Annotated in this window: 13 protein-coding genes; 9 read left to right on the plus strand and 4 right to left on the minus strand. The window is 62.7% G+C overall.

The features are described from left to right. Positions 1-132 precede the first annotated feature (132 nt). Complete coding sequence (locus tag BT125_RS18700; RefSeq protein ID WP_072409153.1) at positions 133-3,045, minus strand: aminotransferase; 2,913 nt, start codon at positions 3,043-3,045, stop codon at positions 133-135. Positions 3,046-3,253: 208 nt separating this feature from the next. On the opposite strand from BT125_RS18700, the gene rfbB reads away from it, so the two are divergent. The 7 genes from rfbB to BT125_RS18735 all read left to right on the plus strand — a co-directional run bounded on the left by rfbB (position 3,254) and on the right by BT125_RS18735 (position 10,389). After that, on the plus strand, positions 3,254-4,336 hold the full coding sequence (gene rfbB, locus BT125_RS18705) for a dTDP-glucose 4,6-dehydratase (protein ID WP_072409155.1): 1,083 nt from the start codon (positions 3,254-3,256) through the stop codon (positions 4,334-4,336). Beyond that, positions 4,333-5,208: a glucose-1-phosphate thymidylyltransferase RfbA gene (rfbA, locus tag BT125_RS18710; RefSeq protein ID WP_072409157.1), complete on the plus strand. Its 876-nt coding sequence runs from the start codon at positions 4,333-4,335 to the stop codon at positions 5,206-5,208. The genes rfbB and rfbA overlap by 4 nt, the downstream gene beginning before the upstream one ends. Further along, positions 5,205-5,750, plus strand: coding sequence for a dTDP-4-dehydrorhamnose 3,5-epimerase (rfbC, locus tag BT125_RS18715; protein ID WP_072409159.1), 546 nt, complete (start codon positions 5,205-5,207; stop codon positions 5,748-5,750). Before rfbA ends, rfbC begins: the two co-directional genes overlap by 4 nt. After that, a complete protein-coding gene (gene rfbD, locus BT125_RS18720) occupies positions 5,747-6,631 on the plus strand; it encodes a dTDP-4-dehydrorhamnose reductase (protein ID WP_072409161.1) in 885 nt (294 codons plus the stop codon). Before rfbC ends, rfbD begins: the two co-directional genes overlap by 4 nt. Before the next feature lie 68 nt (positions 6,632-6,699). Continuing rightward, positions 6,700-8,508: a sensor histidine kinase gene (locus tag BT125_RS18725; protein WP_072409322.1), complete on the plus strand. Its 1,809-nt coding sequence runs from the start codon at positions 6,700-6,702 to the stop codon at positions 8,506-8,508. Continuing rightward, positions 8,505-9,896 carry a sigma-54-dependent transcriptional regulator gene (locus tag BT125_RS18730; RefSeq protein WP_072409163.1) on the plus strand — a complete coding sequence of 464 codons (1,392 nt, stop codon included), beginning with the start codon at positions 8,505-8,507 and terminating at the stop codon, positions 9,894-9,896. The genes BT125_RS18725 and BT125_RS18730 overlap by 4 nt, the downstream gene beginning before the upstream one ends. A gap of 37 nt (positions 9,897-9,933) precedes the next feature. Then, the gene (locus BT125_RS18735; RefSeq protein ID WP_072409165.1) at positions 9,934-10,389 is read left to right on the plus strand and encodes a YiiD C-terminal domain-containing protein; all 456 of its coding nucleotides are present in this window, start codon (positions 9,934-9,936) and stop codon (positions 10,387-10,389) included. Between the two features lie 61 nt (positions 10,390-10,450). Here the strand turns inward: BT125_RS18735 and cysQ are convergent, their stop codons facing one another. Together cysQ and nudE are read right to left on the minus strand one after the other, a co-directional pair. After that, on the minus strand, positions 10,451-11,278 hold the full coding sequence (gene cysQ / locus BT125_RS18740; protein WP_072409167.1) for a 3'(2'),5'-bisphosphate nucleotidase CysQ: 828 nt from the start codon (positions 11,276-11,278) through the stop codon (positions 10,451-10,453). Beyond that, complete coding sequence (gene nudE / locus BT125_RS18745) at positions 11,275-11,841, minus strand: ADP compounds hydrolase NudE (RefSeq protein ID WP_060739656.1); 567 nt, start codon at positions 11,839-11,841, stop codon at positions 11,275-11,277. Before nudE ends, cysQ begins: the two co-directional genes overlap by 4 nt. 88 nt (positions 11,842-11,929) lie before the next feature. Between nudE and yrfG the strand changes: the two genes are divergently transcribed. Beyond that, a complete protein-coding gene (yrfG, locus tag BT125_RS18750; protein ID WP_072409169.1) occupies positions 11,930-12,592 on the plus strand; it encodes a GMP/IMP nucleotidase in 663 nt (220 codons plus the stop codon). A 146-nt stretch (positions 12,593-12,738) separates the two neighbouring features. Here yrfG and lysM read toward each other — a convergent pair whose 3' ends face one another. Then, positions 12,739-13,179, minus strand: a complete 441-nt coding sequence (lysM, locus tag BT125_RS18755) for a peptidoglycan-binding protein LysM (RefSeq protein WP_072409171.1) — start codon at positions 13,177-13,179, stop codon at positions 12,739-12,741. Between the two features lie 133 nt (positions 13,180-13,312). Here lysM and BT125_RS18760 point away from each other — a divergent pair, with 133 nt between their 5' ends. Further along, positions 13,313-14,200, plus strand: a complete 888-nt coding sequence (locus BT125_RS18760) for a LysR family transcriptional regulator (protein ID WP_072409173.1) — start codon at positions 13,313-13,315, stop codon at positions 14,198-14,200. Positions 14,201-14,292: the final 92 nt, after the last annotated feature.

Below are 14,292 nucleotides of genomic sequence, written 5' to 3' on the forward strand. Positions count from 1 at the left end.
AAGCAACCCTAAACCCTGTGGGAGCGAGCTCGCTCGCGATAGCGGTCGTTCAGCCACATTAATACTGGCTTGGACACCCTCATCGCGAGCAAGCTCGCTCCCACAGGGAAACAGCTTGACGCTCCAGTTCGATTACAGCCCCTCGTCCAATACCTTCGCCAGCATATCGACAAAGAAATCCACACTCTGACGCGTGGTCACCATCGGCGGTTTGATCTTGAGGATGTTCAGATAATCGCCAGTCGGTTGCATGAAGATCCCCAACTCTCGCAGGCGATTGCACAGCGCCATGGTTTCTTCAGTGGCCGGTTCCAGGGTCTCGCGATCACGGATCAGTTCCACACCCAGGTAGAAGCCGGAACCATGCACCGCACCGACCAATGGATACTGGTCGATCAAGGCTTCCAGTCGAGCCTTGAAATGCCCGCCAACCACCCGGGCGTTCTCCCAGAGATTGTCTTCTTCCATGACATCCAGCACCGCCATGCCGATCTGGCAACTGACCGGGCTGCCACCGGCCGACGAGAAGAAGTACCCCTCGGCTTCCAGCGCCTCGGCGATTTCCCGGCGGGTGATGACCGCACCCAGCGGCTGGCCGTTGCCCATGCCCTTGGCCATGGTGATGATGTCCGGCACCACGCCTTGCTCTTCGAAGCCCCAGAAAAACTCGCCCATGCGCCCGTAACCGACCTGCACCTCATCGGCGATACAGACCCCACCGCGCTCGCGCACCATCGCGTAGACCTGCTTCAGGTAACCGGGCGGCAGTGCGATCCCACCGGCGTTGCCGTACACCGGTTCGCAGATGAAGCCGGCGAGCTGACGCTTGCTCTCGGCAATTTTAGCCAGGTTGTGCTCGACGCTGCGCACGTAGTCCGGCGCACTGTCGGGACCGCGGAACTCGCCGCGATAGGTGTTCGGGGCGGTCACCGGGTGCACCCAGTCCGGGCGGCTGCTCAGGGCCTGGGGGTTATCGGCGATGGACGTCGACACCGCATCGGCGGCCACCGACCAGCCGTGATAGGCCTCCAGCACACTGAGCATGTCCCGTCCGCCGCTGTAGGCCCAGGCCAGGCGGATCGCCAGGTCATTGGCCTCGGTGCCGCTGTTGACCAGGAACACCCGGTCCATGTTGGACGGCGACAGCGCCAGCAGGCGTTCGGAAAACTCGGCGATCGCCGCATAGTGGAAACGCGAGTTGGTATTGAGCAGCGACCATTGCCGGGCAGCCACCGCCGCCATGCGTGGATGGCCATGGCCCAGCACGGCGACGTTGTTGAGCATGTCCAGATACGAGCGACCCTGCATGTCGATCAGGTGGTTGCGCCAGCCACGCTCGATGCGCGGCGGATCGACGTAATAGTGTTTCTGCGAGCGGGCGAAGCTCGCATCGCGGCGGGCCAGCAGTGCCTCGGGATCAACCTCCGGCTCGGCATCGCAGGCCAGCCCCAGCAGCACCGCCGGCGAAGGGCAAAGCGCCTGCCAGGCCAGAGCCCTGGAGGGGGTGCAGAACAACGGCGGATTCACTTGGGCGCCCCGGCACAACTGGACCTGCAACGGCCCCGTCACTTCACCCAGCACCTGCCCCTTGACCAGTGCCGCCCCGGAATGCAGCGGCGACGTCACGCCCCACAAGCGCACGCTCAGCTGTGCGCTGTCCAATTGCAACATGCCATCGGCGGCCTTGTGCACAACCCCGGCGAACGGTGATTCGAGCGGCGTGCCCTGGGGCACACTCAACGCCACGTGCAATGGATAAGTATCGGGTTCGACGGCGCTGTCCGGCCGGGTGCGAGATAAACGGTATTGCCCATAGCGGCTGGCGGCCAGGCCGTGAAGCCCGGCAGCTTCGTCCAGCAGACGCTGGTCGATCCCCGACTGCTCCCAATTGCCGGCCTCGAAATGCGGGCTCAGCACACCCAGGTCGATCAGGGCGAACTCACGCCCAACCAGGGTCGGCAACAGCGGCGCAAAGCCCTCGCTGGCAATGGCCGGCAGGCTGTGGCCGACGGCGGTGAGAATCGCCGCTTCCATCAGTTCGAAGGGCACCGAGTGAGCCACTCGGAAAATCTCCCACTCATGGGCCAGGTTATCGCGGCTGTATTGGTTGTCTGGGTCGATGGAAACCTGCTGTTCACCGCTGAGCACCAGCACCGCGGCGCGCGCCACGATCAGTGGCCACAGCGCCAACAGTTCCTGGCGCTGCAAGGGGTTGACCGCGTGGTAGGCCTTGATCGCCGGCAAGATGAAAAACGGATCGCCATCGGCGTGATGCAGCAGGGCCGCGCACGTTACCGACAAGTCAGTGATGCGCCAGGTACGGACCAGGTCGCCGAAATCGATGACGCCCTGCAATTGCCACTGGCGCTGGGCATCGCGCTGCCAGACCACGTTGTCATCGGTGATGTCCATGTGAATCGCCTGCACCGGCAGGCTGGCCTTGAGCGGTTGCAAGCGCCGCTCGGCCTGTTGCGCGACCTCGGCGACCAGATGGCGCCGTTGTTCATCCGCGATGACAGGCAACAAGTACTCGACCAGGGCCGGGGCGTGGCGCGCGTCCCACTGCAGGGTGCGCTCCAGGCCAGGGTGGTCGAATGACGCCAGGGCCAGGTCCATTTCCGCGCACAGGCGGCCCAGGCCCGTTACAAGCTCGGGTGTCAGATGCTTGAGCTGCGTGAGGGACTGGCCGTCGATGTACTCCAGCAGGCGCATGTGAATCGCTTGGCCGTTGACGTCCAGTGTCAGCAGGTCCTGCCCATTGCTGGCGCAAATCACCTGCGGGACTTTCACCGCGTCGTGTCCGGCCAACTGCTTGAGGGCAGCGTGTTGGGCCTGTATTTCTGGGACAGCGTAGTCACCGTGGCAAATTTTCAACACAAAGCGCCCGCGTTCGCTGTCGACGCGGTAGTTGAGGTCCTGGTTACTGCCAAGGGGTCGCAGGTCGCCGCTGAGTCCGTAATTCGAGCGCAACAGCACCAGCGCTTGCTCGGCGCTGATCTGTGGGCTTGGCAAACTGGCACGGTGAACCAACGTAGCGAATGGCATACAAGGACCCCTGAGGTGGTTTTGTTCGGATGCCTATCTCGCCACTGAGTCTGAGGATAAGCAACCCCTCTGTTCAAAAATATGCACAGCCCTCCTGAGACGCCGTGTGGGGAGGGTGTGTCCAAGGGATATTCGCTTGCGCCGCTCCCGCCATGCCGACAAGCTATGCTCCTATGCTTTGTCGTCCCACGGAAAAAGGCTTAACCGGATGCGCATTCTCATCACTGGCGGTGCTGGCTTCATCGGCTCGGCGCTCATACGGCACTTGATTCTCGATACCGAGCACCAGGTCCTGAACCTCGACAAGCTGACGTACGCTGGCAATCTCGAATCGCTGAGCAGCATCGATCACGACAGCCGCTACGAATTCGTCCAGGCCGACATTGTCGATCAAGCGACCGTCAGTGCGGTGCTTGCGCGATTCAAGCCTGAGGCCGTCATGCACCTGGCGGCCGAATCCCATGTAGACCGCTCCATCGATGGCCCGGCAGACTTCATCCAGACCAACATCGTGGGCACCTACAGCCTGCTGGAAGCCACCCGCGCGTATTGGCAGGCCCTGGCCGAGCCGCAGAAACGCGCATTTCGCTTCCATCACATCTCCACCGACGAAGTGTATGGCGACTTGCACGGCGTGGATGACCTGTTCACCGAAACCACCGCCTACGCCCCAAGCTCACCGTATTCGGCGAGCAAGGCGGCGTCCGACCACCTGGTCCGCGCCTGGCAGCGCACCTACGGCTTGCCTGTGCTGTTGACCAACTGCTCGAACAACTACGGGCCGTTTCACTTCCCCGAGAAGTTGATTCCCCTGGTGATTCTCAACGCGCTGGCCGGTAAACCGCTGCCGGTCTATGGCAATGGCCAGCAAGTGCGCGACTGGCTGTTCGTCGAAGACCATGCCCGGGCGCTACTCAAAGTCGTCACCCAGGGTGAGGTCGGCGAGACGTACAACATTGGCGGGCACAACGAGCAGAAAAACATCGACGTGGTGCGCAGCATCTGCGCGCTGCTGGAAGAGCTGGCGCCACGCAAACCCGAAGGCGTCGAGCACTATGCCGACCTGATCAGCTTCGTCCAGGATCGCCCCGGCCACGACCTGCGCTACGCCATCGACGCCAGCAAGATCGAACGGGAGCTGGGTTGGACACCTCGGGAAACCTTCGAGACCGGGTTGCGCAAGACTGTGCAGTGGTACCTCGAAAACCTGGTGTGGTGCCAACGTGTCCAGGACGGCAGCTATCAAGGCGAGCGCCTGGGCTCGCTCGACAATAAGGATGCAATTGCATGATGAAAGGCATTGTCCTGGCCGGCGGCTCCGGCACCCGCCTGCACCCGATTACCCTCGGGGTTTCAAAGCAGCTCTTGCCGATTTATGACAAACCGATGATTTATTATCCGATCTCGGTGCTGATGCTCGCGGGCATCAAGGACATCCTGATCATTTCCACCCCTCAGGATCTGCCGCAATACCGCAACCTGTTGGGCGAAGGCCAGCAGTTTGGCGTGCAATTCAGCTATGCCGAGCAGCCGTCGCCCGATGGCTTGGCCCAAGCGTTCCTGATCGGCGAACAGTTCATTGGCAGCGACTCGGTGTGCCTGATCCTGGGCGACAACATTTTCCATGGTCAGTATTTCGGCGAGCAATTGCAGACGGCCATCAACCGGCCAAGTGGCGCGACAGTGTTCGGCTACTGGGTCAAGGACCCCGAGCGATTTGGCGTGATCGACTTCGACTCGGAAGGGCGGGCGATGTCCATCGAAGAAAAACCCACCGCGCCTAAATCCAGCTACGCGGTGACCGGCCTGTACTTCTACGACAACGACGTGATCGAGATCGCCAAGGGCATCAAGCCATCCAAACGCGGCGAACTGGAAATCACCGACGTCAACAATGCCTACCTGCAACGCGGCGACCTGCACGTCGAGCGCTTCGGCCGCGGTTTCGCCTGGCTGGACACCGGCACCCACGACAGCCTGCTGGAAGCCTCGCAGTACGTGCAGACCATCGAACATCGCCAAGGCCTGAAAGTGGCGTGCCTGGAAGAAATTGCCTACCAGCAAGGTTGGGTCAGCCGCGAGCATATCCTTGAGCGCGCCCAATATTTTGGCAAGACCGGCTACGGCCAGTACTTGTTCAAGATCGCCGGAGAAACACGTTGAACGTCATCGCCACCCGTCTGCCGGACATCCTGATCATCGAACCGAAAGTCTTCGGTGACGATCGGGGGTTTTTCTATGAAAGCTTCAATGCCCGGGCGTTTGCCGAGGCGACCGGCTGCACCTTGCCATTCGTCCAGGACAACCACTCACGCTCCACCCGGGGCGTGTTGCGGGGCCTGCACTATCAGATCGAACAGGCCCAAGGGAAACTCGTACGCGTCACTGCCGGGGAGGTGCTGGATATCGCGGTGGACATTCGCCGCAGCTCGCCGACCTTCGGCCAATGGGTCAGCGTTCGCCTGACGGCGCAGAACCATCGACAACTGTGGGTGCCACCAGGGTTTGCCCACGGCTTCGTCGTGCTGAGCGAATCGGCAGACTTCCTCTACAAGACCACCGATTACTACGCCCCCTCGGCCGAGCGCTGCATTCGCTGGGACGACCCGCAACTGGCCATCGATTGGGAGCTGGAAGGCGCGCCGATCCTCTCGGCCAAGGACCAGAACGGCAAGGCCTTGCACGAGGCAGACCTGTTCCCATGAATACCCCCCTGCGCATCCTGATCGTCGGCCGCAATGGCCAGGTTTCCCGGGCACTCCAGTCGCGCCTGAGCGGCATGGGTGAGTTGCTCGTACGCGGCAGCGAGCAGCTCGATCTGGCGCAGCCGGACTCCCTGCTCGCGCCCATCGAGGCCCTGACGCCGGGCCTGATCATCAATGCCGCCGCTCACACGGCCGTCGACCAGGCCGAGAGCGAACCGGAGCGGGCGTTTGCCATCAATGCCACGGCCCCGGGCATTCTGGCGCAGGCAGCGCTCGACCTGGGTATCCCGTTGATTCACTACTCCACCGACTACGTCTTCGATGGCCTCAAGCCCGCCCCCTACACAGAGGACGACACGCCCAACCCGCTGAGTGTCTACGGGCGCAGCAAACTGGCCGGCGAAAATGCCATCCGCCAGGCTGGCGGCCAGCACCTGATCCTGCGCACGAGTTGGGTGTACTCCACCGAGGGACGTAATTTCCTGCTGACCATGCAACGCCTGTTGCAGGAAAAACCGCAGCTGCGGGTGGTGGCCGATCAGATTGGCGCACCGACCTGGGCGGGCACCATTGCCGACAGCACCGCCCAACTGATCGAGCGCTGGCAGGCCGGTCAACTCGGAGCGTGGGGCACCTATCACCTCACGGCACGGGGCGAGACATCCTGGTTCGGTTTCGCCCAGGCCATCGGCGAAAACCTGCTCGAACGACACAAGCCCTGTGCAGTGCTGGAGCCCATTGCGTCCAGCGCTTACCCGACGCCGGCCCCTCGACCGCTGAACTCGCGCCTGAACTGCAGCCGCCTGCTCAAGGAATGGGCAGTGAGCCAACCCGACTGGCGAGACGCGTTGCAGCAGTGTCTTGCCGGACAAGCTTGGTAAGGCCTTACAAATAGTATTTGCGAGGCAACTAGGCATAATACGCCTGTCACCACAGGCGCCCGATGCTCATGAATTCCACCCTTCCCCGCAGACCCCGTTGGCGCAGCCTGGCTTTGCTCGCGCTGTGCCTGGCGCCGTTGCTGTGGCCGTTGGAGCATCTGGCCGAACGTTATTACCGCAGTGAACTGGCTGGGCAGAACCGCCAGACCCTGGACCTTTACGTCGCCAACCTGTTGGGCACGCTGCACCGCTATGAGGTGCTGCCACAGATTCTCGGCGACCTGCCGGCCTTGCGCGCCGCCTTGTCGGCCCCGGACGACGGCGTGACCCAAGGCAACGCCAACCGGCTGTTGAAAAACATCAGCGCCCAGACCGGCGCCGAAGTCATGTACCTGATGGACCCCACCGGCAAGACCCTGGCGGCGTCGAACTGGGACAAGCACGACAGTTTCGTCGGACGCAACTTCGCCTTCCGTCCGTACTTCATCGAAGCCATGGCCGGGCGCCTGGGGCGCTTCTTCGGCTTGGGCACCACGTCGGCCAAGCGCGGTTATTTCTTCGCCGCCGCCGTGCACGACCGCGAAAAAGTCATCGGCGTGCTGGTGGTCAAGGTCGACCTCGACCACACCGAAAGCCTGTGGGGCAAGACCCCGGAACAGTTGCTGGTGACCGACCACAATGGCGTGGTCATCCTCACGTCGCGCCAGGAATGGCGATTTCGCGCGACCCGGCCGCTGGGTGACGACGAGCGCAAGGCCATCAGCGCGGTACAGCCTTATCCGACCCGCGACCCCAAGCCACTGAACCTGGACGCCAACGCCTGGCTGACCCAGACCCAATCCATCGAAGAAACCGGCTGGAGCGTGAGCATCCTCGCCCCGCGTACGCTGATCGACCGTCCGGTGCGCACCGTGGTCGCCATCGGTGGCGCGGCATTGCTGGTCTTGATGCTGTTGCTCGGCTTGATGATGCAACGCCGGCGCCATTATCTGGATCGGATCGCCTTCGAAGCCAAGGCCCGTCACGAGCTGGAAGGCCGGGTGGCCGAACGAACCAGCGACCTGGAAGGCCTGAATCGGCGACTGCGCCAGGAGGTGCTGGAGCGCGAACAGGCCCAGCAGGAGTTGGTCCGTGCCCAGGACGACCTGGTGCAAGCCGGCAAGCTGTCGGCCCTGGGCACCATGTCGGCGAGCATCAGCCACGAACTCAACCAGCCGCTGGCGGCGATTCGCAGCTACGCGGAAAACGCCGAGATATTGCTCGACCACCAACGCACCGAGGATGCCCGCGGCAACCTCAAGCTGATCAGCGAACTGACCGGGCGCATGGCATCGATAATTGCCCACTTGCGCGCCTTTGCCCGCCGCGATCGCCATGCCCCGGAAAGCGTCGCCCTGCAACCGGCGCTGGACGATGCCCTGGCGCTGCTCGCCAAACGCCGGCGCAGCATGGAAGTGGAACTGATCCGCGACTTGCCGGCCGCCACGCTGTGGGTCGAAGCCGGTGAAACCCGCCTGCGCCAGGTGCTCGGCAACTTGCTGGCCAACGCCCTCGATGCGCTCACCGAGAAAGGCCCGCCACGCAAACTCTGGCTCAGTGCCCAAGCCACCGACACCGGCGTCAACCTGTACATCCGCGATAACGGCCCGGGGTTTTGCATGGAAGCCCTGGGCCGCGCCGGCGAGCCCTTCTACACCACCAAGACGCGCACCCAGGGCCTTGGCCTGGGGCTGGCGATCTGCGACACCCTGATGCGCGCCTTCGGCGGCGAACTGTCGTTCGCCAACCACAAGGAAGGCGGCGCCCTGATCACCCTGAAGCTGCGCGCCGGCGCGCCCGGGGTGAGCCTGCAACCGTCCGAGGACCGAAGTGTATGACCATCGATAACCGGATTGAGGTGGTGCTGATTGATGACGATCCCCACCTGCGTCAGGCCTTGAGCCAGACCCTCGACCTGGCCGGCCTGAAAATCCTGCCCCTGGCCGAAGCCAAGGGCGTGGCCGGGCAACTGTCCCGTGACTGGCCGGGCGTGGTAGTCAGTGATATTCGCATGCCGGGCATGGACGGCCTCGAACTGCTGGGCGAGCTCCACGCCCAGGATCCGGAACTGCCGGTGCTGCTGATCACCGGCCACGGCGACGTGCCCCTGGCGGTGCAAGCAATGCGCGCCGGGGCCTACGACTTCCTGGAAAAACCTTTCGCCAGCGATCATCTGCTCGACAGCGTACGCCGCGCCCTGGCCTTGCGCCGCCTGGTGCTGGACAACCGCAGCCTGCGCCTGGCCCTGAGCGATCGCCATGAACTCAGCGCCCGCCTGGTCGGCCAATCGACACCCATTCTGCGCCTGCGCGAGCAGATCGGCGCACTGGCCGCCACCCGCGCCGACGTGTTGATCCTCGGTGAAACCGGCGCGGGCAAGGAAGTGGTCGCCCGTGCCTTGCACGACCTCTCTAGCCGACGCAATGGCCCCTTCGTGGCGATCAACGCCGGAGCCCTGGCTGAGTCGGTGGTGGAAAGCGAGCTGTTCGGCCACGAGCCCGGTGCTTTTACCGGCGCGCAGAAACGCCGTATCGGCAAGTTCGAGTTCGCCAACGGTGGCACGCTGTTTCTGGATGAAATCGAAAGCATGAGCCTGGATGTCCAGGTCAAGCTGCTGCGCCTGCTGCAAGAGCGCATGGTGGAACGACTGGGAGGCAATCAACAGATCCCGCTGGATATCCGCGTCATCGCCGCGACCAAGGAAGACCTGCGCCAGGCCGCCGACCAGGGGCGTTTTCGCGCCGACCTGTATTACCGCCTGAACGTCGCGCCGCTGCGCATACCGCCGTTGCGCGAACGGGGCGAGGATGCGCTCATGTTGTTCCAGCATTTCGCCAACGAAGCCAGTGCTCGCCATGGCCTGCCACCCCACGAATTGCAGCCGGCGCAACGGGCGTTGCTGCTGCGCCACAGCTGGCCCGGCAATGTCCGGGAACTGCAGAACGCCGCCGAACGTTTTGCCCTGGGACTGGAACTGGCCCTGGACAACAGCGCGCCAGACGGCAGCCCCGGCGCACCGGTGGAACTGGTCAGTGGCGGCTTGAGCGAGCAGGTGGAAAATTTCGAGAAAACCCTGATCGCCGCCGAACTGGCGCGCCCCCACAGCTCGGTGCGCAGCCTGGCCGAAGCCCTGGGCATTCCCCGCAAGACCCTGCACGACAAGTTGCGCAAGCATGGCCTGACCTTCGGCGACAGCAGCCAGGGTTCGGCCGATGAGTCCGATTGAATTATCGTCATTTCCCCGTCAAGCAAGAGGCCCCGCAATGAACCGCGACAGCCGTTACCTGGAATCGATCCTGCACCACGACATCCCCTTGACCCGGGACATGGGCCTCAAGGTGCTCGATTGGCAGGCCCGGCGACTGCGTCTGTCCTTGCCGCTGGCGGCCAACGTCAACCACAAGAGCACCATGTTCGGTGGCAGCCTGTATTGCGGCGCCGTACTGGGTGGCTGGGGCTGGCTGCATCTGGCCCTGCGTGAGGAAGGCATCGAAGACGGGCATATCGTGATTCAGGAAGGGCAGATCAGCTATCCGCTGCCAGTGACCCGCGATGCGACAGTCGTTTGCGATGCGCCCGAGGAAAAACTGTGGAAACGCTTCCTGGCCACGTATCGGCGCTATGGCCGGGCGCGGCTGGCGTTGCAGACGCAAGTGTTGAACAGCGGGAGCGAGGACGTGGCAGTGCAGTTTGAGGGGCAGTACGTATTGCACCGCTAAAGCAACGCAGCCCCCTGTGGCGAGGGAGCTTGCTCCCTCGCCACAGGAAAGCAGGTACGGTTCAGGAACGGGCCAGTTCCAGTAACTTGCCCCGCCACGGCGCTTTCGCCGGCAACGCCAGGAACGACGCATTCAACAGCGATTCACGCGGCGGATAGCAGAACGGCTCGCCGCTCAAGTCCAACACCTCGCCACCCGCGCCCTCCAGCACACCCTGGGCGGCGGCGGTGTCCCACTGGGAGGTCGGCGCCAGCCGGGGATAACAATCCGCCGCGCCTTCGGCCACCAGGCAAAACTTCAACGAACTGCCAATACTGGTCAGTTGCAGTTCGCCCAGGCTCTCGCTCAAGCCCTCCAGCAGGCGTTCCTGCGCCGGGCTGGTATGCCGGCGACTGGCGACCACGGTGAACGTTTCGCCCGGCGCCAATGCATCACGAACCGCGATAGGCAAAGGCACACCGCCCTTGTCGCCACGCCAGGCACCCAACCCTACGCCGCCGACGTAAAAGCGTCCATTGGTCGGCATCGACACCACACCGAACACCACGCGGCCCTGTTCCACCAAGGCGATATTGACGGTGAACTCCTCGCTGCCGGAGATGAACTCCTTGGTGCCGTCCAACGGGTCCACCAGCCACCAGCGTTGCCAGCCGGCGCGTACGCTTTGGGCGATATTGGCGTCCTCTTCGGAGAGGATCGGAATATCCGGGGCCAGCGCCGTCAATCCAGCCACGATCACATCATGAGCCGCCATGTCCGCGGCAGTCACCGGCGACTCGTCGGCCTTATGGTTGACCTGAACGTTGGCGCGCCAGAAAGGCAGGATCGCTTCACCGGCCTGGAGCGCCAGCTCCACTACGGGAGCCATCAACGAATGAGGGAAAGTCATGACAGAAACGCTCCACGCTGGGCCAGCAGGTCACGGGCCAGGTACAGCGCCGCCAAGGCCCGGCCCTCGGTGAATTGCGGGTTCTGCGCCAGGGCCGAGAGCTCACGCAGGTTGACCTTGTCCACACCCATCGGCTCAGGCTCGTCGCCCTCCAGCCTTTCTTCATACAGATCGGTAGCCAGCACCACCTGGATCTTCTGGCTCATGTAGCCAGGGGACAGCGACAACTCGGTCAGATGTTCCAACTGTCGCGCACCGAAACCGGCTTCTTCCTTGAGCTCCCGCTCAGCCGCCGCCAGCACGTCTTCCCCTGGCTCGATCAAGCCCTTGGGCAGGGACAGTTCGTAGGCATCGGTGCCACCGCAATACTCTTCCACCAGCACCGCGTGGTCGGCGTCGAGCATCGCCACGATCATCACCGCGCCGTAGCCCGCACCGTTACTCGCCAGCCGTTCATAGGTACGCTCCACACCGTTGGAAAACCGCAATTTCAGTTCTTCCACACAGAACAGGCGGCTGGTAGCGACGATCCGGCGATCAAGTATGGTGGGTTTCTGGCGCATAAACGGCTCCCTTGGCGATAGCAGGCTACTATACCCGGCCTATTCTGATTGTTTGTGTCGGATATCCGATTACCGCTGGAGAAGTTTTATGGCCTCGCTGCCCTGGCATGAGATCGATACGGTTCTGCTGGACATGGACGGCACCCTGCTGGACCTGCATTACGACAACCATTTCTGGCTCGAACACCTGCCCCAGCGCTACGCCGAACTGCATGGCGTGAGCCGGGCGATGGCCGAGATGGAACTACAACCCCTGTTCGAGCGCAACGCTGGCCAGTTGCAGTGGTATTGCCTGGATTTCTGGAGTACTGAGCTGAAGTTGCCGGTACGCGAACTGAAGTTGGAAACCGCCCACTTGATCGCCTTGCGCCCGGACGCCGATACGTTCCTGGCGGCTATCCAGCGAGCCGGCAAACGCGTGGTGATGATCACCAATGCCCACCGCGACTCGTTGTCCCTGAAGCTGGAACGCATCGAACTGGCCCCCTACTTCGAGCGTTTGATCAGTTCCCACGACTACGGTTTCCCCAAGGAAAATCCGCAATTCTGGGACGCGCTGCAAGCCGACCTGAATTTCGACCCGGCCCGCAGCCTGTTCATCGACGACACCCTGCCGGTGCTGCGCAGCGCCCGGGACTTCGGCGTGGCGCACCTGTTGGCGGTCAGCGAGCCGGACAGTCGCAAGGGGCCGAAAGATACGGGGGAGTTCGAGGCGTTGGGGGATTACCGAGACCTACTTGTCGGACTATGAAGCCGTTGTGGCGAGGGGATTTATCCCCGTTGGGCCGCGAAGAGGCCCCAAACCAACCAACTTAATCTGTCTGGCACACCGAGTTGCTTGGTTTTAGGGCTGTCGCACAGCCCAACGGGGATAAATCCCCTCTCCACAGCCGGATATCACTCAGGGATACGCAACACCTGCCCCGGATAGATCTTGTCCGGATGCGACAACATTGGCTTGTTGGCCTCAAAGATTTTGTTGTACTTGTTCGCGTCGCCGTATTCGGCTTTGGCGATGGCGCTGAGGGTGTCGCCCTTCTTCACCGTCACGAAACGCGCCGCCTTGGCCACCGGGCCAGTCACGGTAATCTGGTCGTCGACACTGCCGACGCCGGCGATGTTGCCCACCGCCAGCAGGATCTTTTCCTTCTCTTCCTGGCTCGCGACTTCACCGGTGACGATGACTTTGTCGCCCTCGACGGTGGCCTGAACGTTCGGATTGCCCAGGCCGACCTTTTCAATGTGCTCTTTCAGTTGTTCGCTGGCATTGGCATTGCCGGGGGTCAGCAGGTCGATCAGCTTTTCACCGGCTTCCTTCACAAAGCTAAAGATACTCATGGCACACGCTCCTTGATTTAAGTGTCCAGACGCAAAGACTAGACCAGGCGGGACGAACCCGGTTCCCAGCCGACCAATGACCCCGCCACGCGCAAGCGCTAGAATCCGGATCTTCCCGCGCCCTGGAGCGAAGATGGACATCAAGCAGCTGAAATTTCTCATCGCGCTGGACGAAACCCGTCACTTCGGCCAGGCCGCCGCACGCTGCCATATCACCCAGCCGACCCTGTCGATGCGCCTGCGCAGCCTGGAAGAAGAACTCGACCTGCCGCTGGTCAACCGCGGCCAGCGCTTTGAAGGTTTCACCGCGCCAGGAGAACGGGTGCTGGCCTGGGCGCGCACGGTGCTGGCGGCCTATGACGGGCTGCAGGCCGAAGCGGCGGCCTGTCGGGGCAACCTGGTGGGTACGCTGCGCCTGGGCGTGGTGCCGTTGTCGGACTTCGACCCGCTGGCGATGATGCAGCGCTTGCACACCGAGCACCCCAGCCTGCGTTTCGAATTGTCGTCCCTGAGCTCCGAACGCATCCTCGAACAGTTGGCGAACAACCGCATCGACCTTGGCGTTTCCTACCTGGAACGCCTGGACAACGAACGTTTCGAGGCCCTGCCCTTCAGCCCCACCCGCATGGGCCTGCTTTACGACCAGCGTTATTTCTTTTTCGGTGAACAACCGCTGACTTGGGAAGCCCTGATCGAACTGCCCCTGGGCATGCTCACCAGCGGCATGCATTTTCGCCAGTCCATCGACCATAACTTCCACAGCCGGGGCCTGACCCCCCAGCCACTGTTGCAAACCGACGCGGTGCACCAATTGTTACAAGCTGTGCACGGCGGCCTGTGTTGCGCGGTGATGCCCCTGGACAGCGGCCTGGACGTGCTGACCGAAGACTTGCGCATCCAGCCCATTGAAAGCGCGCAAACACTGGTCTCGCTGGGCCTGATCATGCGACGCGGCGCCCCTCGCTCGGCGTTGGCCGAGGCCTGTTTCGCCCTTTATCAGAAATCAGCGACGACTTCTTGATCGACGTCATCTATTGGAAGATCAGTAATAGCGATTAGACGTGGCAGATTGCCGCATTTAGTCTTAACACTATTCCTACTTTCAGTGATGCC

The organism is Pseudomonas sp. NFACC04-2, assembly GCF_900119265.1.
GTDB classification, from domain to species: Bacteria; Pseudomonadota; Gammaproteobacteria; order Pseudomonadales; family Pseudomonadaceae; genus Aquipseudomonas; species Aquipseudomonas fluorescens_AA.

Bases quoted from the DNA above. Each gene is read 5' to 3' on its own strand.
- BT125_RS18700 (WP_072409153.1), bottom strand. From the start codon at position 3,045: ATGCCATTCGCTACGTTGGTTCACCGTGCCAGTTTGCCAAGCCCACAG.
- rfbB (WP_072409155.1), top strand. From the start codon at position 3,254: ATGCGCATTCTCATCACTGGCGGTGCTGGCTTCATCGGCTCGGCGCTC.
- rfbA (WP_072409157.1), top strand. From the start codon at position 4,333: ATGATGAAAGGCATTGTCCTGGCCGGCGGCTCCGGCACCCGCCTGCAC.
- rfbD (WP_072409161.1), top strand. From the start codon at position 5,747: ATGAATACCCCCCTGCGCATCCTGATCGTCGGCCGCAATGGCCAGGTT.
- BT125_RS18725 (WP_072409322.1), top strand. From the start codon at position 6,700: ATGAATTCCACCCTTCCCCGCAGACCCCGTTGGCGCAGCCTGGCTTTG.
- BT125_RS18730 (WP_072409163.1), top strand. From the start codon at position 8,505: ATGACCATCGATAACCGGATTGAGGTGGTGCTGATTGATGACGATCCC.
- BT125_RS18735 (WP_072409165.1), top strand. From the start codon at position 9,934: ATGAACCGCGACAGCCGTTACCTGGAATCGATCCTGCACCACGACATC.
- cysQ (WP_072409167.1), bottom strand. From the start codon at position 11,278: ATGACTTTCCCTCATTCGTTGATGGCTCCCGTAGTGGAGCTGGCGCTC.
- nudE (WP_060739656.1), bottom strand. From the start codon at position 11,841: ATGCGCCAGAAACCCACCATACTTGATCGCCGGATCGTCGCTACCAGC.
- yrfG (WP_072409169.1), top strand. From the start codon at position 11,930: ATGGCCTCGCTGCCCTGGCATGAGATCGATACGGTTCTGCTGGACATG.
- lysM (WP_072409171.1), bottom strand. From the start codon at position 13,179: ATGAGTATCTTTAGCTTTGTGAAGGAAGCCGGTGAAAAGCTGATCGAC.
- BT125_RS18760 (WP_072409173.1), top strand. From the start codon at position 13,313: ATGGACATCAAGCAGCTGAAATTTCTCATCGCGCTGGACGAAACCCGT.